The following is a 22,258-nucleotide window of genomic DNA, read 5'->3' on the forward strand; positions in this document are numbered from 1 at the left end:
ATCATCCCTTCGGAAGGTCGGACTGGTACGTGGTCTCCGGGTCGGGGAACGCACGCCTGCCGTATGCGGGCTCGCAGAACGCCTCGCAGACGGGCTGGTCCTTGGGCGGGAGTCCCGAGCCTCTCGGCCGGACCGCCCTGGTGAAGCGGACGTCCGCCACATCCCCACCGACATTACGCGCCGCGCAGGCCTCGGCACATTCGCCCGGGAAGTCCCCCTTCGCCTTGGAGGCCACGCCGGACGCCACCTTGCCCGTCTTGACGTTGTAGGCACCGACAACGACCGAGTGCTTCGACCGCCCTGATGCAGGTCCCGCCGCCAGTTCTTGGACCACGACGTCCCGCGCCGCGTTTGCCTCCTGCAGCAGCGCTCCCTCGTCGAACGACGGACCGGACTTCAGTTTGGCCTTGGCGGCCGCCAAGGCCCCCTTGGCCTTGCCGACGGCATCGGCGGCCTTCCACCAGGCCTTGGCACCATCGATGAGCTCGCCCGCCAGGCCGGCCACGCGCTTGATCAGCTTCGCGGCCTTCTCCCACTTCCATGGGGCTCCGTACTTGGCCAGGATCTTGCCCGCCAGGCCGCCTGCGAAGCTGCCGGCGACATTCAGCGCGGTTTCGCCGCACGAGCCCAGGTCACCGCTGGAGAAGCAGTCCAGGGCCGCAGTCACACCAAGCTCGTCCATGAGGATCTTGGCGATCTGCTTGACCGCGTTCTTGACCTTGTTCTTGGCCCCCCGCAACTGGTTCTCGGAGTTGTTCAGGTTGTCCGAGGCCTCGTTGTAGTCCTGCTCCTCCTCACTGGCCGGAGGGGTGTACGTCAGCTTGCCCCCGCACTGCTTCACGTTCGCCTGGCAGAACGCCCGCTCGTCCGGGTCGTACAGGCCGGTCGGGTCGCTCGCCGAAACCGGGCGGTTGTGCGCATAGGCGTACGCGTTCAGCTGCTGTGCGTCACTCGAGTCGACGACCGGGTCCGGGGTGATGAACTTCCCCAGGAACGAGTCGTACTCTCGGGCCCCGATCGTGGTGAGACCCGTGGAAGCGTCGATCGTGCCTCCGACGAAGCCCTTCTCGCCCTTCCAAGTGCCCTGCGGGGTGCCACGGCTGTTGCCGTAGGGGTCCATGCGGCGCTGGGTCACCGCGCCCGTGGCGGCGTCGACCGAGACTTCAGCCGTCCCGTGGTGGTCGGAGGCCAGGAAGGACAGCTTCTTGTCCGGGGTGCGGATCGCGATGCTCTGGCCTGCGAAGGAGTAGTACCGCGTCGCCTTGGCCGTGGTCGTGCCCGTGTCCAGGCGCAGCTCCATGCCCGGCAGGTACACCGTGGTACCGGTGGCGTCCTTGCGCTGGACCCGGCTGCCGTCGGGGCCGTAGAGGAACGTCGTCTCCGACGCCTCGTTCTTGCCCGGCGTCGTGGCGTCGTCCGGCTGGCTGTTCTTGACCGGGTCGCCGAGGGAGTTGTACTCCAGGGTCTGGGTGTTGCCTCCGATCGTGCGGGTGGTGGTGTTGCCGGCCGCGTCGTAGCCGTAGTCGGACTGACGGCTACCGGTCGGGGTGGTCTCGACGACCTTCTGGACCTGGTGCGTCCCCGCCTTGTAGGTGAAGGTGCGCTTGGTGTCCTTCGAGGCGTTCAGACCGGTGTCGTGCGCCGTCTCGGAGAGACGGTTGCCGACGGCGTCGAAGGTGTACGAGTTCCAGTACGGCGCCGGTCCGCCGAGCGCGGAAGCGCCGGGAGCCGTGTTGCACGCGGCCGGACCGGAGCCGGAGACGGGAACCTGGCTGCCGATCGTGCCGGAGGCGGTGGCCGCAGCCTTGGTGGTCGCCGGAGTCCAGGACTCCGTCATGCGGTTCTGGTAGTCGTACCCGAAGCACTGCAGGTCCGGCGTTGCGGCGCCCGCGGTGTCCGCGATGGACTTGACGTTGCCGACCTGGTCGTACGAGTAGTTCGATTCCTTGGCCGGGCCAGTGGTGGAGCCGTAGACGTCCACCTTCGACTGCATCAGACGGTCGGTGCCGGTCTCGTACTGGAAGGTCTGCCAGACCTTCTTGCCGCCGTTGTTCAGCTCCAGCTGCTGGAGCAGGGTGCGGCCGGACCAGATCGTGTTCGTGACGTACGGCGTCGCGCCCGTCATCCCCTTCAGACGCTGCATGTCGTCGTAGGTGTAGGCGAACGTCTCCGCGTCGAGCCCGCCCGCCGCCGGGACCGAGTCGCTCTGCTTGGTGCCGTCACGGTTGTAGGCGCTGGCGAAGACGTAGGTGCCGGACAGCCCCGTACCCGAGGAGGCGGGGACCGTGTAGGCGGTCTTGACCGGCTGGTAGAACTCGTCCATCGCCTGGACGACCGAGGCGAAGTACTCCGTCGCGTTGATGTAGCGCAGCGACGCGTAGCCCTTGCCGAGCCAGCCCGCCTTGTCGTAGCGCTGCTCAGTGAGCTTGGTTCCGGTGACAGCCGGGCCGTCCCACGTCGTCAACGTGCGGCCGAGCTTGTCGTAGACGGTCGACGTCGTCTTGCCGCGGCCGTCCGTCACGGATGTCGGGCGGTCGACCTCGTCGTACGTGGTCGTGGTCTTGCCCGAGTCCGGATCGAGGCTTTCGATCATGTGGCTGAGCTGGTCGTACTTGTAGGACCACACGTTGTTCTCGGCGTCGGTGACCTTCTTGAGCTGGCCCGCCGGGGTGTAGTCGTACTTCGTGACGTCGTAGCCGGACGTCGGACCGTTCGGCACCGGTGAGGCGCCCTTGTAGTGGCGCACCTCCGTGCTGCGGTCCTTCGCGTCGGTCAGCGTCGTCGTCGGTGTGCCGCCCACCGGCGGATCGATGTGGGGGCGGTCGCCGCCGTGGACGTACGTCGTACGCCACTGCTCTCCGCCCGCCACGGCGAAGATCTCGGCGGTGGTCCGGCCCAGACCGTCATATTCATACAGCTTCTGGGCGCCGACATCGCCGTTCCGGACGATCAGCAGTTCGTCGGACGGGGCACCCGTCGCGTTGTATGTGGCGTTGGCCTTCGCCAGCCTGCCGGTCGGCGTGTAGAAGGTGTCGGCCACCATGCGGGTGCCGCTCGGGCCTTCGGTCTGCTTCTGGCGGGGCCGCAGCAGGCTGTCGTACAGCTGGTACTCGGCTCCGTACGAGCCGTCGATCTCGATCTTCTCGGTCTTGACGGAGACCGGCTTGTCGAGGCGGAAGTTGTAGCTGTACTTGATGCTCGGAGTCTGGGCGGCGCTCTTCGAGCGGTCCGCGAGCCAGACCGAAGCCAGGCGCCCCAGGCCGTCCAGCGCAAGGTCGTTGCGCTTGCCGTTCGGGTCGGTCTGGCCGGTGGACTGGCCCCAGGCGGGGTCGTAGTCCGTAGTGGTGACGTGGCCCAGTGCGTTGGTCACCTTCACCTGGGAGATGAGGCCGTTGACGTCGGTGTACGCCGTCTTGGTCTCGGCGCCCGAGGCGTCGGTCTGGCCGGTCGGCCGGCCGTAGGTGTCGTAGGTCGTCGTTCCTGTGACCTGGTAGGTGGCGTCGGTCCCGTTGTGGGACGTCATCCGCTCGGTCTTCGTCGCCTTGCCCACGGTGGGGGCGGCTCCGAAGGCCAGGTTGTCGTAGTAGGTGCGCTCGTCGGAGAGCACCTGAGTTTTGCGGTCAGGGGTGGCGCCGCAGTTGACGGAGACCGTCTCGCTCCGTGAGGCCACGACGAGAACGTTGGCCGCCGCGTTGTCCGCGTAGGTGGTTCGGGTGCAGGTGTCGTCAGCGGGGGTCGAAAGGTCGCCCAGGTCCTCCGACGTGAGGAGCCGGCCGGTGCCGTTCGTCAGGTCGTACGTGGCGTTCGACTCGGTCTCGCGGCGGCCGTCGCCGCCCTCGGTCACCAGGTAGCCGCGCGTCTTGACGGTCTTCGTCAGCGAGGCGTGGCTGGTGCCCCAGGTGTTGGTGTCCGTCGCGGTGTGGTGCCGCATCGGGGTCTTGATGACCTTGGAGACGAGCTTGGTGCCGTCGTACGTGGCGGCCTCCAGCTCGTGGCCGCTGAACTCCTGATGGTCGGTGTACGAGCCACCCTCGGAATCGGTGACCGAGACCGCACGGGTAGTGCCGTCCGGCTTCTTGTCCCCGTCCATGCCCTGGAGGTACGTGTAGTCGATCCGGGTCGGCTTGGCGCTGCTGCCGCCGGTGGTCACCTTGACCTTGCCGTAGCCCTGCCAGCCGCCCCAGGTGAGGTACTTGTCCTCGGTCATGCCGTCCGGCTCGGCCTTACGCCAGGCCGCGGGGCCCTGGTACTCGTAGTCCGTGACCTGCTCGGGGGCACCGCCGGTACGGTCGGTCTCGATGACCTGCGCGACGACGTACTTGTGGAACCAGTCGGTGATCGGCTCGAGGAAGCCCGGCGGGGACCAGACGACCGGGTAGCAGCGCTTGGTGGACTCGCCCGGCTTGGGCAGGGCGTCCTTCGTGCACTCCGCCGGGGCGTAGTTGACGTCCAGCTGGGCGCCGGTCTCGCTCAGGACCGTGGACAGACGGAAGCGGTAGAAAGGATCGATGCTTTCGTTCAGGCCGTCGACCCGGTTCTTGAGCTGAGTACCCATCAGTTCGACCGAGGGGACCTTGGCGGTGCCGCCCCGGCGACCCTCATGGTCGATCTTGGACAGCCACAGGCTCTTGGACTGGTCACCGTTGTCGGTGAACTGGTGGGTGAACGTCCAGGCTTCGACGTCGTCGTAGGTAGTGGCGTCCTTGCGGATCTGCGTGGTGACGCCGGTCAGCCGCTGACGGGTCCAGAAGGAGGCAGCGACCTGCGTGGCGTTGCACTTGGTGCTCGGCGCGCAGTACCGGTCCATCGGGACATCGGGCCAGAAGGCGGCGTTCGCCGTCTTGAAGTCGGCCGGGAGGCACTTGAAGGTATCGGTCTCCAGGCAGCGCTCCTTCGTGGTGAACACCACGCGGGCCGGGGCCTTCGCCGCGTAGACGCTGCCGTCGCGCTGGCCGTAGTCGACGCGCTTGAGGTAGCCGCCGGCCGTGTACGCGGTGCCGTTGACGTCGGTCTTGCCGTTCAGGGCGTAGTGGTTCGTCTCCTTGCCGTAGAAGTACGACATGACGTTGCCCTGGCGGTCCTTGACGTAGTCCAGGTTCCAGCGCCAGGCCTGCTGGCAGGAGGCGTTCGCGAAGGTGGCGTTGTAGCAGGGCTCACCCGTGTTGTTGCCGAAGACCGGGGCAGTCCAGACGGAGGAGGTCTCCTCGTTGCCCGTGGCCCAGCCCGGCAGACGATTCTTGCCGAAGTAGTACTCGGTGCCGTCGGTCGTGGTGATCTTCCAGTGCTCACCGTCGTTGTCGCCGTTCACGGCGCCGGTGAGCTGCTCGACCTTGGAGCCGTCGTCGGACGCGAATCGCCACTTCCCGTCGGCGTCGTTCTTGACCAGCTCGGTGGCCGAGCCGTTGAGCATCACGGTGGCGTTGTCGAAGGCCCAGCACTGCTCGGCGGAGGCCGTCTGGCCGTCCTTGGCGCAGGGCTTGTAGTTCCGTGTGACGTATCCGGACTCGTACGTGAAGCCCTCACCGAGCCAGGAACCCTGGTTGTTGGTGTCGGAGGTACGGCCGTCCGCGGACTGCGAGGAGTAGCCGAGGCCTACGGTGGGCACTAGGCCGCCCGGAACCGGCGGCGTGCGCAGCGGGTACGACCAGGAGAAGCCGCCCGAGGAGTTCGACACGCTCCACTTGGCCGAGGGGGCCAGCGGAGTGGCCGCGTAGTTGCCCTGAGAGGAAGAACCGCCCGCGGCCAGGGCCACCATCGAGCCGCCACCGGCCGAGCCGGCCGCCATGGCGGACATGCCCGCCTGGCGCGCCGGGGCGCTCACGTCGGCGGAAACCGTCTTCGTCTTCGGGTCGTTGACCGTCTTGAGCGGCTTGGGCAGGTCGGGACAGGCGGCGGTGCCCGGGTCGGCGACCGCGGCGCAGGCCGGGAGCTGGACGAGCTGCAGGCGGGAGCCGTAGGCGCCGCCGAAGCCGTCGGCGAAGGCCGAGTAGTCGACCTTCAGGCGGACGTCGCCGCCCGCCGGTGCCGTGTCGGCCCGCTGGACGCGCAGCAGGGCGCCGGCGCCGAGCTGGGTGGCGCGCTTGGGGTCGACGACGTCGACCCGGACCTTGCCGGGGGCCTTTCCGCCGGAGACGGCGGCGGCCTTGAAGGACACCGCCGGGGCGGCGGCCTCCTTCGCGGGGGCGACGGCAACCGGCAGGCCGCCGACCTTCACCGGCGCCGGGGCGGTGCCCGCGGCTGCCGGTACGGCGACCTCGGCGCTGCCGCTGCCGGGCCAGACGGGCTTGTCCAGCTTCTTGACGGCCGCCTTGGCGGTGGCGTTCGCCGGGCGGCCCTTGGACTTGGCCTTGGTTCCCTTGACGGGGTCGCCGAAGTTCTGGACTCCGGGCCGCTTGGTGCCGCCGGGGGCCAGTTCCAGCGCCTGGACGGACGAGGCGGACAGGGCGAGGCTCAGGCCGATGACGACTGAGCCCAGTGTTCGCCGGTGTATGCGCCGATTGAGCAATCGGCCGCGTAGAGACATCAGTGCACTCCACAACAGAGGGGCAGGAAGGTACTGCGGAAGCGGACAGGTGTGCCCGCCCTGCGAGGGGCGGGCACACCTGTCCGGGGAGGGGTCTAGCTCTGGGCCAGCTCGATCGTGCTGGCGAGCTGGACGACGGAGATCGGGTCGAGGGCGCCGTTGTAGGCGCGGACCTCGTCGATGGCTCCGGCGAAGTACTCGGCGTTGCCGCGGGCCGAACGGCCCACCTGGAGCCCGCCGGTGGCGGCCCAGGTCGTGTTGTCCACGCCCTGCGCCGCGGCCAGCTGGCCGTTGACGTACAGGCGGATCTGACCGGCGAACGCGTCGTAGACGACGGCCAGGTGCTGGCCGACGGGGTTGGTGTCGGGCAGGACCTGGTTCTCGGAGAAGGCCTTCACCGAGGCTCCGGCCGTGTCGGTCGTGGCCACGGCCAGCTCCCAGCGCTTGGTGGCGCCCTGGTAGCGGACCTGGACCCGGTTGGCGTTCGTACCGGGCAGCGAGAACACCGTCTGCGAGGCCGTGGCGTCCTGCGAGGCGATCTGGACGCGCGCCGAGAGCGTGAAGCTCGTGGCTCCGGTGACCGGGGCGGCCGCCGTCGAGGCGTAGTCCCCGTTGCCGTCGAGGAGCATGTGGCCCGTTCCGACCATGGCGTCGACCGGCGGCGGGTCGGCCAGCGGGTCGGGGTTCGGGACGTAGATGGCCGCGTTGCCGGCCATCGTCAGGCCCTGGCCGTTGCCCGCCTCGGGGGAGGTTCCGGACTGGGCCGTGTTGAGCTGCCAGTAGCCCTTGCGCTCCGGCCTGACCGTCTTGATGTCGGTGATCTGGGCGGGCAGGAGCGGCCGGCTGAAGACCCGGACCTCGGCGAGGTCGCCGACGAAGGCGTCCTCGTAGCCCGCCTTGTCGATGTGGCGGCCGATCTGCAGTGCGCCGTAGGACTTCCAGGTGGAGCGGCGGACCGTCTCACCCTTGAGGTCCTTGTCGACGTACAGCTGGATCTTGCCCGCGGCACCGTCGTAGATGCCGGTCAGCAGCACCCACTGGTCCTTGACCGGGGTGACACCGGTGGACAGGGCCTTCCATTCGCCGAGGGTGTCGACGTCGTCGACCGGGACGGAGAACTTCCAGGTCTTGGCCATGGCGTCGTAGCCGAGGACGAAGCCCGGCTCGCCGGTGCCGTCCTGGCTGATGACCGTCATGTCGCGGCTCAGGTCCGCGGGCCGGACCCAGGCGCTGACGCTGAAGCCCTTGAGGGTGTCCAGCACCGTGCTGCCCGCGTCGACCCAGCTGCCGGCGGTGCCGTCGAAGCGGGCCGCGCGGTCGATGGTGCCGCCCGGGCCGGGTACGCCGAAGGTGACACCCGGGCCGAAGCCGGCCGGGTACTTGCCCTGCTCCTCGTCGGCGGCGTTGCCGCCCGCCTCGTCGGCGAGGTTCCACTGCGCGGCCGCGGCTGCGCCTGCGGCGACGTAGAAGGAGTGACGGGCGATGGCACTCGGGTGCCCCGCCTTGTCGACCGCGACGACTTCGACCCAGTGCGGACCGGAGCGGGTGGGCGTCCAGGTCACCGAGGCCGGGCCGCCCGCCGTGGTGTTGGCGACCTCCTTGGCGGTCTCACCGGCGAAGGTGTAGCGGTACTTGACGATGTCCGTGTCGGGCACGGTGTCGTTCGGGTTGGGCGAGAAGGTGAACGTGCCGGGAGCCCCGACACCGTCGTGGTAGACGTTGGTGGCCGGGTACTGGGTGCTGAAGACGTTGGGCTTGCCCGGGAACGTCTTGTCGTACATGAACTCGCACTTGCCGCTCCACGGCCCCCATCCGTCGCCGTCATGGGCGGCGACGCTCCAGGAGATGGCCGTGTTCTCGGGGATCGTCGTGCGGGCGGTGTGCTCGAAGGGGGTGGAGCTGGTCGGCGCCTTGTAGTTCGTGTCCTCCTCGTAGGACTTGGCGGCGCCCGCCGCGTCCTTCCACTCCAGCTTGAAGCGGACCTTGACCTGCTCGCCCGCGTCGGCGTCGTTCGCGATGGCGCGCAGCGTCGGCGGCACGTCGCTGTAGGGCCGGCCGGTACCCGTGACGCAGGCGCCACCGGGGTTGGACGACATGGAGGTGGTGTTGATCAGGCCCGGCAGCGTGTTGTAGCTGATGCTCAGGTACGCGTTGCCGCAGACCCGCTTCCAGCCGCCGAAGCTGCCCTCGTTCTGGGCCTTGAGGTTGAAGAGCATCGAGGGCCAGCCCTCGTTGGCCGCGGTGCGCACGCTGTTGGTCAGGCCGCCGGAGGCACCGGACTTGAAGTGCATGTTGGCCTGGGACGTGCAGTTCGTCGGCTGGATCTTCTCGTTGAGCGTCTCCAGCGTCGTCAGCGTCACGTTCTGGGTGTTGTTCCAGTTGCTGCCGCTGTCGATGTGGGCGCTGCTGCCGCCGATCCGCTGGAGCTGGATGGGTTCGGCCCGGGCGTCGGCCCAGTACACGTGCTGGACGCGCGCGCTGAAGGTGGCGCCGAGGATCTGCTTGCCGCTGTAGAAGGACAGCGGGATCTGGAAGGCCACACGGCGCGTGCCGACACCGGCGCAGGAGGCGGCGCTGTAGTCCGTCGGGCACTTGCCCACGCCCGCGCTGCCGGAGTACTGCCACTCGCCCACCGTGGGCTTGCCCGACATGACGCCGGTCCAGCCCGAGCGGTCGGCCGTCTTCTGGATCGGGTCGATGACCACGGGGAAGACCGTCGCGCCGTCACGCAGCAGCTTCTGGTCGGGGACCAGGGTCAGCTTGTCCTTGGACACCTCGATGCCGAGGGCCGCGGCCTTGCCGCCGCCGCCCGGGCCTTCGAGGGCCGGAGCCAGCTCCGCGGCGGCGGCCGGTCCGGTGGGGGCGTCGGCGCGGGCCGCGGACAGCGACTGGGCCACGGCCTTGGGGCCTTGGTGCTGGCGGCGGCCTCCTGGGAGGCGGCCGAGTCCCACATGGACGGGGCACCGGACTGGAAGACCGTGCCGCCGACTGTGCTGTCCTCGGCGGTGACGGCGCCGTTCGCGTCCTTCTTGTACGTCAGGCCCTTGGCCTTGAGGCCGAGGTCCAGGCGCGTCAGGCGCGGGTCGGCGGCGGCCTGCGGGGTCTTGACGACCAGCAGGTGGCCGAAGCCGTTGGCCTCGGCGCGCACCTTGAGGTCGACGCCCGGCAGCGCGTCCGGGTACGTGGCGGTGTCGCCGTCGAGCACGGGCGCGGGGAGCTTGCCGTAGGGCCAGGTCAGCGCCATCTCATGGGTGTTGCGGGTCATCGTGACGAACGGCTTGCCGGCCGCGCCGTCGGAGAAGGCCAGACCGACGGTGGTCGCCTTCGGGACGACACTGCCGTCCGCGCGCTTGACCAGCGTCCTGTCGATGTCGACCCACTTGCCGTTCTTCACGGCGTGCACCGGTTCGGTGTACTCGCGGGCCGTGTACGAGCCGTCCGGCGCGGCGAAGATCTCCCGCTGCTCGGTGCGCAGGCCGAGGACCTCGACCTGCTTGCCGCTCTTGCGGGCCGCGACCCGGGCCTCCGACTCCGTCTGGACGGGGGTGCCGACGGCGACGGGCTCCTGGGTACGGGCCGTGTCGGGGCCCTCCCAGATGTCCAGGCCGAGGGTGGTGGCCACGACGGCGCCGGCGGTCACCGCGGCGATCGAGGCGCGGCGCAGCACGGTGCGGCCGATGCCGCGGGAGGTGCGTGGCTGGTGCGTCATCATCGGACCACCGTTCCGAAGGTGTTGCGGTCGGCGGGCAGACCGCCCTCGCCGGGCTTGAACGTCTCGGTGGGGGCGCCGCCCGTGCCGCTGATCGTCCACGGGAACACGTAGACCGCGTGGCCCGCGGCGGGGCCGTACGGCATGCCCACGTAGACGCCGGCCGCTCCGCCGCCGATGCTCATCCCGGCGTACTCGCGCGGGGCCTCGGGGGTCGGGATCTCGGAGCCGGGCTCCAGGATCTTGTCGGTCTCGCCGGGCGCTCCGACCATCCCGAACATGTGCACCACGCCCCGGTCGACGACGCCGTTGGCGCCGTCCTCACCCGGGACGCCCACGGCGAGCTTGACGTTGGCGCCGGTGCTCGTGCTGGTCGGGGCGGTGTTGTAGGCGGCGACGCGCTGGCCGAAGTAGTCGCCTGCCTCGGACTCGCCGCCGACGTCGGTGGTGTTCTGGTCGATCCAGGCGAGCTCGGTGTACGCACCCGCCGCGTCGATCTTGAACACCTGGACGGCGCCCGCGTCGACGGTCGTGGACAGGTCCTCGCCCGGGATTCCGACGGCGATGAGGGACTCGGTGGTGCTGGTGGCTCCGGCGGCGCGGTAGGAGGTCGCGGACAGCGCCCGGCCGAAGCCGTCGCCGGTCTCGCAGGCACCGAGCACGTTGGGCGTGTCCTGAGTGATCACGTTGAGCGGCTTGGGGTAGCCCGCCGTGAGGGCGTGGCTGAAGATCGTCACTGCGCCGGATTCGGCGATGGTGCCCTGGGCCTCGCCCGGGGAGCCGACCGCGAGGTGGGTCGCGGTGGCCGCGACGGTGGTGCCGAAGCGGTCGTACTCCTCCTTGGCGTCGGGCACGGCTCCCGCGTTGGTGGTCTCCTGCGTGACGAGCGTGGCCGTCATGGTGGTCGAGCCGGAGATGTAGAGGAAGGCGCCCGCGTCCACCGTGGTGCCGACGTCCTCGCCGGGCACACCGGCGACGAGGAACGGCACACCGGCCGAGGTCTTGCCCGCGGCGAGGGAGTAGCCCGTCCAGTCGTACGACTCGGAGCCGATGGCGGAGATCAGGCCTGCGCCCTGGACGTACTCGACGCTCGCCTTGCCGGCGGCCAGGCCGGTGGGCGAGCCGTGGACGACGACGATCCGGCCGGCGTCGATGCCCGCGCCGGTGCCGACGTCCTCGTAGGGCGTTCCGATGGCGAGGTCGCTGCAGCCGTCGAGGTCGGCGTCGTACACGGCCATCGAGTAGCCGAACTGGTCGCCCGCCTCGGACCCCCCGGACTTGGCGGTCTCCTGGGTCAGCGCCAGGACTCCCTTGCCGCCGCCGTACACGATGTGCACGACCCCGGCCTTGGAGACGCCGTTGGCGGTGGCCTCGGGGTCCGCGATCGCGGTGTCCCGGATGCCGTCCCCGTTGAAGTCCGATTCGGCCCCGGAGCAGCCGGCGGCCGCGGTGGCCGTGCTCACGAGGGGGGTCGGTCCTGCCGTCAGGGTCAGGGTGAGGGCCGTGGCCGCCAGGGCCCACGCTCCTCTGGCGGCACGCCGCCTGGCCGCGCCGTGCGGCGCGGTTGTCGCTCTGCTCACGTAGTGGTTCCGTTTTCGTCGATTTCGAAGCTGCTGAGCGGCAGCCGGAAACCAGGAAGGAGCAACGGAACGTGAAAGATGTGCAGCAAAGAGCGACGCGGGCGCGGGTCAGTGCGCGTGCGTCGGCCCATCCCCCCGCTCGCCAGGGATCCCCCCGTGACAAGCCGCTTGACAGCAAGCGTTGAGCCACTGTGGCGTGAACTCGCCCGCTGAACAAGAGTCAATGTCCGACATTAGGTGATCCAGACTCCTAACGGATTGATCACATCCGGAAAAGAAATGGCCCTGCCCGGCACCAACTGGTGCCGGGCAGGGCCGTTTTGAACCGTACGCCGCGAAATCAGCCCTCGGTCGGAGCCGAGACGGACGGCGGCGTCTGCTGCTCCGCCGCCGCGGTCTTCTTCGTCGTCCGCTTCGCCGCGGTCTTCTTGGTCGTGGCCGCCTTCTTGGTCACGGTCTTCTTGGCGGCCGCCGCCTTCTTGGCCGGAGCCTTCTTCGCCGCGGGCGCCTTCTTGGCCGGAGCCTTCTTGGCGGCCTTCTTGGCCGGTGCGGCCTCCTCGGCGGGAGCGGCTTCCCCGGCCGGCGCCGCGACCTCGGTCACCGGGGTCTCCACGACCACCACGGCGGCCTCCGCCGCACCTGCCGGGGAACCGGCGGGCGCGGTGGCCTTACGGGTGGCGCGGCGGCGCGGACGGGCCGGAGCGGCCTCCACGACGGGAGCCTCCTCGACCTCGGCAACGGCGACGGGCTCGGCCTCCACGACGGGCTCGGGCTCCGGCACGACGACCGGCTCGGGCTCGACGACCGGCTCCGGGGCCACCTCGGCCGCGGGCGCCGGGGCGCCCGCCGGGGCGGTGGCCTTACGGGTCGCCCGGCGACGGGTACGGCCCTTCGGCGCGGCCTCCTCGACCGGGGCGACCGGGGCGGCCTCCACGGCTTCGACGGCCTCGACGACGACCTCGGCGGCCGGCTCCAGGACGGTGTCGACCGGCTCGGTCACCGGCTCGGCGACGACCTCGGCCACGGGGGCCGGAGCCTGCGCCGGAGTCACCGCACCGCGCGGGGCGCCCGCCGGAGCGGTCGCCTTGCGGGTGGCACGACGCCGGTTGCGGCGGCCGCTGATGCCCGCGGCGGCCTCGGCCTCGGCCGGGCTGCCGTAGAGCTCCTCGTCCGCGACGAACTCCGGCTCGGGCAGGGCCCGCGGCGCAGCGGCCTCCGCGGCCACCTCGGCCTCGGATTCAAAGCCCTCCGTGTCGACCGTCTCGACCTCGTGGTCGTGCTGGTCGAACTCGCCACGGCCACCGCGGCGCTTCGAGCGCTTGCCGTTGCCACCGCCGCCGACCACGGTCGGCGTCTCCATGTGGACGATGACACCGCGGCCGTTGCAGTGGACGCAGGTCTCGGAGAAGGACTCCAGCAGACCCTGGCCCACTCGCTTGCGGGTCATCTGGACCAGGCCCAGCGAGGTGACCTCGGCCACCTGGTGCTTCGTACGGTCACGGCCCAGGCACTCCAGCATGCGCCGCAGGACCAGGTCGCGGTTGGACTCCAGGACCATGTCGATGAAGTCGATGACGACGATGCCGCCCAGGTCGCGCAGCCGCAGCTGGCGCACGATCTCCTCGGCCGCCTCCAGGTTGTTCCTGGTGACGGTCTCCTCGAGGTTGCCGCCCTGACCGGTGAACTTGCCGGTGTTGACGTCGATGACGATCATCGCCTCGGTCTTGTCGATCACGAGGGAACCGCCCGAGGGCAGCCACACCTTGCGGTCGAGCGCCTTGGCGAGCTGCTCGTCGATCCGGTACGTCGCGAAGACGTCGACCTCGGAGGTCCAGCGGGACAGCCGGTCGGCCAGGTCCGGGGCCACGTGGTTCACGTAGCCGTGGATGGTCTCCCAGGCACTGTCACCGCTGACGATGACCTTCGAGAAGTCCTCGTTGAAGATGTCGCGCACGACGCGGACGGTCATGTCCGGTTCGCCGTACAGCAGGCTCGGCGAAGAGGTCGAGATCTGCTTCGACTTCTTCTGGATGTCCTCCCACTGGGCCTGCAGACGCTCGACGTCGCGGCGCAGCTCGTCCTCGCTCGCACCCTCGGCGGCGGTGCGCACGATGACGCCCGCGTCCTCGGGGACGATCTTCTTGAGGATGGTCTTCAGGCGCGCGCGCTCGGTGTCGGGCAGCTTGCGGCTGATGCCGGTCATCGAGCCTTCGGGCACGTAGACCAGGTAGCGGCCGGGCAGCGAGACCTGGCTGGTCAGGCGGGCGCCCTTGTGGCCGATCGGGTCCTTGGTGACCTGCACGAGGACCGACTGGCCGGACTTGAGGGCGGACTCGATGCGGCGCGGCCCGTTGGCCATGCCGAGCGCCTCGAAGTTGACCTCACCGGCGTACAGGACGGCGTTGCGGCCCTTGCCGATGTCGATGAAGGCGGCCTCCATCGACGGCAGCACGTTCTGGACCTTGCCCAGGTAGACGTTGCCGACGTACGAGGTGGCTTCTTCCTTGTTGACGTAGTGCTCGACGAGCACGTTGTCCTCGAGGACGCCGATCTGGGTGCGCTCGCCGGCCTGGCGGACGACCATGACGCGCTCCACGGCCTCACGGCGGGCCAGGAACTCGGCCTCGGTGATGATCGGAACGCGGCGGCGGCCCTGCTCGCGGCCCTCGCGGCGGCGCTGCTTCTTCGCCTCCAGGCGGGTCGAGCCCTTGATGGACTGGACCTCGTCGGACGGCTCGGCCTTCTCGCGGGCCGGGCGCGGCTCGCGGACCTTGACGATGGTACGGACGCCGTCCTCGTCGCCCGCTTCGGCGGTGTCGGCCGCGCTCTCGCCACTGCGACGACGGCGACGGCGACGGCGGCGGCTGGAGCTGGAGCCGAGTGCCTCCTCGGCGTCCTCGTCCTCTTCCTCCTCGCCCTCCTGGTCGGCGGCGTCCTGCTCGGCGGTCTCGGCCTCTTCCTCGGCGGACTCGTCGAGGTCGGCGGCCTCACCGCGACGGCGACGACGGCCACCGCGACGGCGACGGCGCGAGGGGCGCTCGCCCGACTCGTCGCCCTCCTCGAAGTCCGCGGACTCCTCGTCGAGCTCGGCGGCCTCGGCCTCCGGCTCCTCCTCCGCGAGCACCTCGGGAAGGGACACGGGGGCGGACTCGGCGACCGGAGCGGACTCGGCGGCGCCGCGCCCGCGGCGACGGCGACGGCCGGCGGGCTGCGCGGCGGGGGCCGGGGCGGCCGCGGCCTCGGTGACGGCCTCGAGCTCCTCCTCCTCGTCCTCCTCGACCGGGGCGGCGGCGCGGGCGGCCGCGGCGGCCATGGCGGCGGTCTCCGGGGTCTGGAACATCGGCTCGGCGAAGACCGGGGCCTGGAAGACGGCCACGGCGGGACGCGCGGCGCGGCGGGTACGGGCCGGGGCGGCGGGCTCGGCGCTCTCGGCGGGCCGCTCGGCCGGCTGCGGCGCGGCGGCCGGGGCGGCGGAGCGGGTGGCGCGGCGGCGGCCGCCGCGCTTGGGCGAGTCCACGGCGTCCGCGACGGTCACGGCGCGGGTGGCCCGGGGGGCCTCCTCCGCGGCGGGAGCGGGCTCGGCGGCCGGGGTCTCCACGGCGGCGGCCTCGGCGGCGGGAGCGGTCACGGCGCGGGTGGCACGACGACGGGCACGCGGAGCCGGAGCAGCCGCAGCCTCCTCCTCGACCGGCGCGGGCGCGGGCGCGGCCTCGGCTGCCGGAGCCTCCGCGGCGGCGACGGCCTCGGTCGCGGGAGCGGTCACGGCACGGGTCGCACGACGACGGGCACGCGGAGCCGGAGCAGCCGCAGCCTCCTCCTCGACCGGCGCAGGCGCGGGCGCGGCCTCGGCTGCCGGAGCCTCCACCACAGCAGCGGCCTCAGTCGCGGGAGCGGTCACGGCACGGGTCGCACGACGACGGGCACGCGGAGCCGGAGCAGCCGCAGTCTCCTCCTCGACGACCGGCGCGGGCGCGGCCTCGGCCGCGGGGGTCTCCGGGGCGGCGACGGCGCGGGTGGCGCGGCGGCGGGCCCGCGGTGCGGGAGCGGCGGAGTCCTCGGCAGCGGCGGCGGGCTCGGCGGCCGGAGCCGCGGCCACGGCCGGAGCCGGGGTCTCCGCGACGACGGCCTCGGCGGCCGGAGTCACCGGAGCGGCCACGGCGCGGGTCGCGCGGCGGCGGGGACGAGCGGGCGCGGCGGCCGGAGCGGCCTCTTCGGCGGGGGCGGCCGCAGCGGCCTCCGTCACGGGGGTCGTCTCCGCGACGGCCCCACCGGGCGGACCGGCGGGCCGGGAGGCGGCACGACGGCGACGGCGCGGCGGCAGGTTGTCGCTGGGGCTGCCGCTGTCGGCGCTACCAGCAGTGGTGATGTCGTTTTCGTTGTTGAGCATTGCGGGCGGTTCTCCCGTCACGCTCCCGGGCGCCGCGGCTGACTTCCGGTCCGGCACGGCTCCGCGTAATGAGCGCGGAACCGGCCTCCGGGGCGCGTTCGCCACACGGGAGCTGTAGTCCATGGCCGCCGGTTCCGTACGTGTTGTCCGTACGGCCTGGCGGAAGTCTTCAGGTCAGTGCGCGGCCCGACCCAGGTGGCTCCCGAGTGCCAGGGCTGCGCGACGACGGCGTTCCTTACGCGGCGGGACCTTCCGGCGCCTTCGCGTCGGCTGCTACGGCGGCCGTGGGTGGGGCGGCCGTGACAGCCTCGCGGTCGGGCGCGAGCGGGTCGGTCACCGTGCCGGACTCCTCGTCGAAGAGCCCCTGCGCCAGCCTGGTCACCGCTGAGGGGACCGGCGGCGCCAGGTCGGCCACAGCTCGGAGACCGGACAGGACGTCGTCGGGTCGCACGGCAGGTGTCAGATGCCGAACAACCAGGCGCAGTATCGCACAGGCATTGTCCAGCGGCCTATCAGCCGGGGCGGTAAGGGCTTCCAGACTGACGACCGCGCCACGCGTGTCGAAGGTCCGCATACCGTTCTTGGTCCGACGCTGCACCTCCACGGTCTCGGCGGCGAGGAAGGCCGTCACGGCCCGCTGGGCCTCCGCGGGCTCCACGCCGTCCAGGCGCAGCTCCCAGATGGAGGCGGTCAGCCGGTCCGCGAGACCCGAGGTACGGGCCTCGACGGCGTCGATGATGTCGAGCCCGGTCGGCATCGACTCGTCGAGCAGCTCACGGAGCTTCTCGGGGTCGCGGGGCTCGGCAAGGGCGATCTCCAGGTACTCGGCCTCGCTGCCGGTCCCGGTCGGGGCGGCGTTCGCGTACGAGACGCGCGGGTGCGGGGTGAAGCCGGCCGAGTAGGCCATGGGCACTTCGGCGCGGCGCAGGGCCCGCTCGAAGGCGCGCTGGAAGTCGCGGTGGCTGGTGAACCGGAGGCGGCCGCGCTTGGTGTAGCGCAGTCGAATGCGCTGCACCACCGGTGCGGGAGGCGGGCCTTCGGGCTGTCGCTTGCCCAGTGGTTCTTCTCCTTGTGCGGGGCTCCGCGGCTCGCGCGTCGCCCTGAGCGTCTGGGGGCCGTCGGGCGCCGCCCTGCCTCCGGCTCACCCCTGCCGTTCATGGAGGGAGATCTCGGGAGCGGGCGTGTTGCCTGCGGCTGTCGTACTACCCAGAGTACGCGCCCGTGACCTCGCCGGTTCCACGGGAGGAGCACCGAACAGCGCGCGGCGCACCTCGGCCCGCGCCTCACGGACCGCGGCACGGGCGGTCCGCCAGACATCGCGCACTGCGTGCCCGACGGGGGTCAGCACATACCGGTAGACCCGGGACGCGGGCCACCCGACCAGCACCCAGCAGACCCATGAGAGCCCGCGCCACAGAGCGGCGGCGATGCGCCCGCTCACGTGCCAGGCCCATACGAGGACCTGCCCGACCGGGGTCAGGACATACCGGTGGAGGCCGTGGGCCAGCCATGCGATGCCGAGGCCGACGGGCCGCAGCAGGTACCGGTACAACGCGACCGCCAGCCGTACGAGGCCCAGCCCGACCGGCCGCAGCAGGTACCGGTACAACGCGACCGCCAGCCATACGAGGCCGTGCCCGAGCGGGGTGAGCACGTACCGGTAAACCGCCACGGCCAGCCATCCGATCCCGCGGCCGACGGGCACGAGCACGTACCGCCACAGCCCCACCCACGGCCACACGAACAGCGCCATGCCGAGGACCCACGCGACCCAGGTGACGCCCTTGGCGAGCGGGGCGAGCAGGTACCGCAGCCCGCCCCGGCCGACCCAGGCCAGCGCCCGGCCGAGGGGAAGCAGGACGTAGGTGCTCAGGAGCCGCCCGGCCGGTGCGAACAGGCGGTCGTACGCACCGCGGACCAGCCACGCCAGGCCCCGCCCGACCGGGGTGATCACGTAGCGCCACAACCCGACCCACGGCCATACGAGGACCAGCTTGAACAGGGTGGCCAGCAGCCATCCCAGTCCGCGGAACACCGGCTCGAGGACGTGCGCCCAGAGCGGCCCGAGAACGTGCCGGTGCACGGCCCGGCCCAGGGCGACAAGCAGTTCCCAGGCCACTCGTACGGGCAGTACGACGAGTACGGCGACGATCTTCACGGGAATCCTGATGACGCCCACCAGGCACCCGTCGCCACCGCCGGCGGGAGGCCTCTTGTCCGTTTCCATGCAGTGAAGGACACGACAGAGGGTCCCGCCCGTTGCGAGCGGGGGCCTCTCGTGACCCAAGGGTTACTTCACGACGGACAGCGGCAGCAGTTTCCTGCCCGTCGGGCCGATCTGGATCTCCGTCTGCATCTGAGGAAAGACGCCCACACGCGCACATCCAGCGACAGCACCGTGTCGTTGGGAAGAACATGAGGAAGCTCACGGGAAACCGGCAGAGGCTCCACCTGGCGGACGTTCAGTGGCGCGATACGGATCTGGCTCTACTGCAGGAGCTCATAGCGGCCGAGGCGTCCCTGCCCGACGATGCGCCGCGGGCGCTGCTGTCCGTAAGGCTCTCGACGCTCACCGTCGAGACCACGTCCCCCGTCCGGCAGGAACTCGACCTCCGGCGTCTTGCCCGGGAGCGGGGATACCGGGTCGTCGGTGTCGCCAGAGATCTGAACGTCTCCGCAACCCGGGTGCCGCCCTGGCGCCGCAGAGAGCTGGGGGCACTGGCTGAACGACCGGGTGCCGGAATTCGACGTCCTGCTCTTCTGGAAGCTGGACCGCCTCGTCCGTCGGCTCACAGATCTCAGCACCATGATCGAATGGTGCCTCGCGCACGGGAAGAACCTCGTCTCCAACCACGACACCGTCGACCTGACCAGCCCGACCGGAAAGGTGATGGCAGAGATCATCGGCGGTATCGCCGAAATCGAGGCATCGGCCATCAGCACTCGAGTGACAAGCCTCTGGGACTACACCAGGACGCAGTCCGACTGGCTCGTCGGCAAGCCGCCCTACGGCTACACGATCGACGATCGAGGCAGACTGGTCATTGATCCTCAGGAGCAACGGGTGTTGCGCTGGTGTCTGGGCGCCGCCTTGCGCGGGGTCTCGGCCCGGCGGATGACCACCGTCCTCATCCGGGCCCGGGTGCCGACCGGCGGAGGCGGGCAGTGGAGCGCGGGCACGCTGCTGCGAAGGCTGCGCAATCCAGCACTCATGGGGTTTCGAGTCAGTGAGAGCAAGGACGGTGGCGCGAGGCGGTCGGTGACCGTCCTGGGCGCGGACGGCAATCCGATCAGGGTGGGCGATCCCATCGTCACGGAAGCTGAGTGGCTCTCCCTCCAAGCGGTATTGGATGAGCGGTCCAAGTCGCAGCCGGTCCGGCGCAAGGGCGGCGCGACGCAGTTCCTGGGTGTTCTGGTGTGTGCGGATTGCGGCACGCACATGACAGCGCACAGGAGCAGGGGGAAGGTCCGCACCTACGAGTATCTGCGCTGCCGAAGGTGTCCCAGTGGTGGTCTCGGTGCTCCGGATCCGCAGTCCGTCTACAGCCGACTGGCCGGTGAGGTCATGAGTGTGCTGGGTGCGGAGCCGGTCAGGGTCAGGGAGTACGCACCGGGCGCGGACGGCCGCGATCGGCGGAGGACGGTCGAGAACACCATTGCCGACTACATGACCGGTCTGGAACCCGGCGGGTGGTACTCCCGGACCCCTTTCACACGCCGGCGGGCGGAGCAGTCCCTGGAGAGGCTGATCACCAAGCTTCAGGGGCTGGATCCGGACACGGCCCAGGACCGCTGGCTGCAGACTTCCAGCGGCGGAACCTTCCGCGAGCGCTGGGAACAGGCGGACGGAGAAACCATGGCCGGCGACTTGCGGCGAGTGGGAATCACCTGCTCGGTCAGCCGGCACAGACTTCCCGGTGTCCGGGCGCCGGAGGTGGGTCTGAAGCTGATCATTCCCGCGGATGCGCGGGAGCGGCTGGTCATCAAGAGGGATGCCTTCAGCGACTGACCCCCGTGATGCGCCGTCGGCCCTGTCGAGGACAGGGCCGACGGCAGCGTGCCTACTTGTTGACGACCGACAGCGGCAGCAGCTTCTTGCCGGTGGGGCCGATCTGGATGTGCGTGTCGAGCTGAGGACAGACGCCACAGTCGAAGCACGGGGTCCAGCGGCAGTCGTCGACCTCGGTCTCGTCGAGGGCGTCCTGCCAGTCCTCCCAGAGCCAGTCCTTGTCGAGACCGGAGTCCAGGTGGTCCCAGGGCAGGACCTCCTCGTAGGTGCGCTCGCGGGTCGTGTACCAGGCCACGTCCACGCCGTAGGCGGGCAGCGTCTTCTCTGCCGCCTCCATCCAGCGGTCGTAGCTGAAGTGCTCGCGCCAGCCGTCGAAGCGGCCGCCCGACTCGTACACGGCGCGGATGACGTCGCCGATGCGGCGGTCACCGCGCGAGAGCAGGCCCTCGACGATGCCCGGCTTGCCGTCGTGGTAGCGGAAGCCGATGGAGCGGCCGTACTTCTTGTCGCCGCGGATCTTGTCTCGGAGCTTGCCCAGGCGGGCGTCCGTCTCCTCGGCCGACAGCTGCGGCGCCCACTGGAACGGGGTGTGCGGCTTCGGCACGAATCCGCCGATGGACACCGTGCAGCGGATGTCGTTCTGGCCGGAGACCTCGCGCCCCTTGGCGATGACGTTGACCGCCATGTCGCCGATCTGGAGCACGTCCTCGTCGGTCTCGGTGGGCAGGCCGCACATGAAGTACAGCTTCACCTGGCGCCAGCCGTTGCCGTACGCCGTGGAGACGGTCCGGATCAGGTCCTCTTCCGAGACCATCTTGTTGATGACCTTGCGCATGCGCTCGGAGCCGCCCTCGGGGGCGAAGGTCAGGCCGGAGCGGCGACCGTTGCGGGTCAGCTCGTTGGCCAGGTCCACGTTGAAGGCGTCCACGCGGGTCGACGGCAGGGACAGGCCCACCTTGTCGTCCGTGTAGCGGTCCGCGAGGCCCTTGGCGATGTCGGCGATCTCCGTGTGGTCCGCGGAGGACAGCGACAGGAGGCCGACCTCCTCGAAGCCCGTGGCCTTCAGCCCGCGCTCGACCATCTCGCCGATGCCGGTGATGCTTCGCTCCCGCACGGGGCGCGTGATCATGCCGGCCTGGCAGAAACGGCAGCCTCGGGTGCAGCCGCGGAAGATCTCCACGGACATGCGCTCGTGGACGGTCTCGGCGAGCGGGACCAGGGGCTGCTTGGGGTAGGGCCACTCGTCGAGGTCCATGACCGTGTGCTTGGACACGCGCCACGGCACGCCGGAGCGGTTGGGCACGACACGGCCGATGCGGCCGTCCGGCAGGTACTCGACGTCGTAGAAGCCCGGCACGTAGACGTTGCCGGTCTTCGCCAGGCGCAGCAGGACCTCTTCGCGCCCGCCCGGCCGCCCCTCGGCCTTCCAGGTGCGGATGATCTCGGTCATGTCGAGGACGGCCTGCTCGCCGTCGCCGATGACGGCGCAGTCGATGAACTCCGCGATCGGCTCGGGGTTGAAGGCCGCGTGGCCGCCCGCGAGGACGATGGGGTGGTCGACCGTACGGTTCCTGGCCTCCAGCGGGATGCCGGCGAGGTCCAGGGCCGTGAGCATGTTGGTGTAGCCCAGCTCCGTGGAGAAGGACAGGCCGAACACGTCGAAGGCGGAGACCGGGCGGTGGCTGTCCACGGTGAACTGCGGCACCTTGTGCTCGCGCATCAGTTCTTCGAGGTCGGGCCACACGCTGTAGGTGCGCTCGGCGAGGACGCCCTCGCGTTCGTTGAGCACCTCGTAAAGGATCATGACGCCCTGGTTGGGCAGCCCGACTTCGTACGCGTCCGGGTACATGAGCGCCCAGCGGACGTCGCAGCTCTCCCACTCCTTGACCGTGGAGTTGAGTTCACCGCCGACGTACTGGATGGGCTTCTGCACATGCGGAAGCAGGGCCTCAAGCTGAGGGAAGACCGACTCGGTCATCACGCGACTTTCGTGAAGCGGGCAGGGGGCAGCTCTCAAGCGTACCCCGAGGCTCGGCCGCCCCCACCCACA

At 70.5% G+C, this 22,258-nt stretch carries 9 protein-coding genes; 1 reads left to right on the top strand and 8 read right to left on the bottom strand.

Going from position 1 to position 22,258, the window contains the following annotated elements:
* Window position 1: 1 nt before the first annotated feature.
* From OG753_RS15945 to OG753_RS15975, 7 genes are all read right to left on the bottom strand, one after another.
* Window positions 2–6,523: an RHS repeat domain-containing protein gene (locus OG753_RS15945; RefSeq protein WP_405788862.1), complete on the bottom strand. Its 6,522-nt coding sequence runs from the start codon at window positions 6,521–6,523 to the stop codon at window positions 2–4.
* Window positions 6,524–6,618: 95 nt separating this feature from the next.
* Window positions 6,619–9,174 carry a LamG domain-containing protein gene (locus tag OG753_RS15950; RefSeq protein WP_405792688.1) on the bottom strand — a complete coding sequence of 852 codons (2,556 nt, stop codon included), beginning with the start codon at window positions 9,172–9,174 and terminating at the stop codon, window positions 6,619–6,621.
* Window positions 9,175–9,278: 104 nt separating this feature from the next.
* Window positions 9,279–10,235, bottom strand: coding sequence for a hypothetical protein (locus tag OG753_RS15955; protein WP_405788864.1), 957 nt, complete (start codon window positions 10,233–10,235; stop codon window positions 9,279–9,281).
* Window positions 10,232–11,812 carry an integrin alpha gene (locus OG753_RS15960; RefSeq protein ID WP_405788866.1) on the bottom strand — a complete coding sequence of 527 codons (1,581 nt, stop codon included), beginning with the start codon at window positions 11,810–11,812 and terminating at the stop codon, window positions 10,232–10,234. Before OG753_RS15960 ends, OG753_RS15955 begins: the two co-directional genes overlap by 4 nt.
* A gap of 340 nt (window positions 11,813–12,152) precedes the next feature.
* Window positions 12,153–16,199, bottom strand: a complete 4,047-nt coding sequence (locus tag OG753_RS15965) for a ribonuclease E/G (protein ID WP_405788868.1) — start codon at window positions 16,197–16,199, stop codon at window positions 12,153–12,155.
* A 235-nt stretch (window positions 16,200–16,434) separates the two neighbouring features.
* Window positions 16,435–17,214 (bottom strand): TIGR03936 family radical SAM-associated protein, encoded by a 780-nt coding sequence (locus OG753_RS15970; RefSeq protein ID WP_327262451.1) that lies wholly within the window; start codon window positions 17,212–17,214, stop codon window positions 16,435–16,437.
* A 126-nt stretch (window positions 17,215–17,340) separates the two neighbouring features.
* Window positions 17,341–18,426 carry a hypothetical protein gene (locus tag OG753_RS15975; RefSeq protein ID WP_405788869.1) on the bottom strand — a complete coding sequence of 362 codons (1,086 nt, stop codon included), beginning with the start codon at window positions 18,424–18,426 and terminating at the stop codon, window positions 17,341–17,343.
* A 507-nt stretch (window positions 18,427–18,933) separates the two neighbouring features.
* Here OG753_RS15975 and OG753_RS15980 point away from each other — a divergent pair.
* A complete protein-coding gene (locus OG753_RS15980) occupies window positions 18,934–20,208 on the top strand; it encodes a recombinase family protein (RefSeq protein WP_405788870.1) in 1,275 nt (424 codons plus the stop codon).
* Window positions 20,209–20,260: 52 nt separating this feature from the next.
* Here OG753_RS15980 and OG753_RS15985 read toward each other — a convergent pair whose 3' ends face one another.
* Window positions 20,261–22,189 carry a TIGR03960 family B12-binding radical SAM protein gene (locus tag OG753_RS15985; protein WP_266356821.1) on the bottom strand — a complete coding sequence of 643 codons (1,929 nt, stop codon included), beginning with the start codon at window positions 22,187–22,189 and terminating at the stop codon, window positions 20,261–20,263.
* Window positions 22,190–22,258: the final 69 nt, after the last annotated feature.

The sequence above is a fragment of the Streptomyces sp. NBC_00029 genome (genome assembly GCF_045160505.1).
Lineage (GTDB): Bacteria > Actinomycetota > Actinomycetes > Streptomycetales > Streptomycetaceae > Streptomyces.

Bases quoted from the DNA above. Each gene is read 5' to 3' on its own strand.
- OG753_RS15945 (WP_405788862.1), bottom strand. From the start codon at position 6,523: ATGTCTCTACGCGGCCGATTGCTCAATCGGCGCATACACCGGCGAACA.
- OG753_RS15950 (WP_405792688.1), bottom strand. From the start codon at position 9,174: ATGTCGGGCAAGCCCACGGTGGGCGAGTGGCAGTACTCCGGCAGCGCG.
- OG753_RS15955 (WP_405788864.1), bottom strand. From the start codon at position 10,235: ATGATGACGCACCAGCCACGCACCTCCCGCGGCATCGGCCGCACCGTG.
- OG753_RS15965 (WP_405788868.1), bottom strand. From the start codon at position 16,199: ATGCTCAACAACGAAAACGACATCACCACTGCTGGTAGCGCCGACAGC.
- OG753_RS15975 (WP_405788869.1), bottom strand. From the start codon at position 18,426: ATGGAAACGGACAAGAGGCCTCCCGCCGGCGGTGGCGACGGGTGCCTG.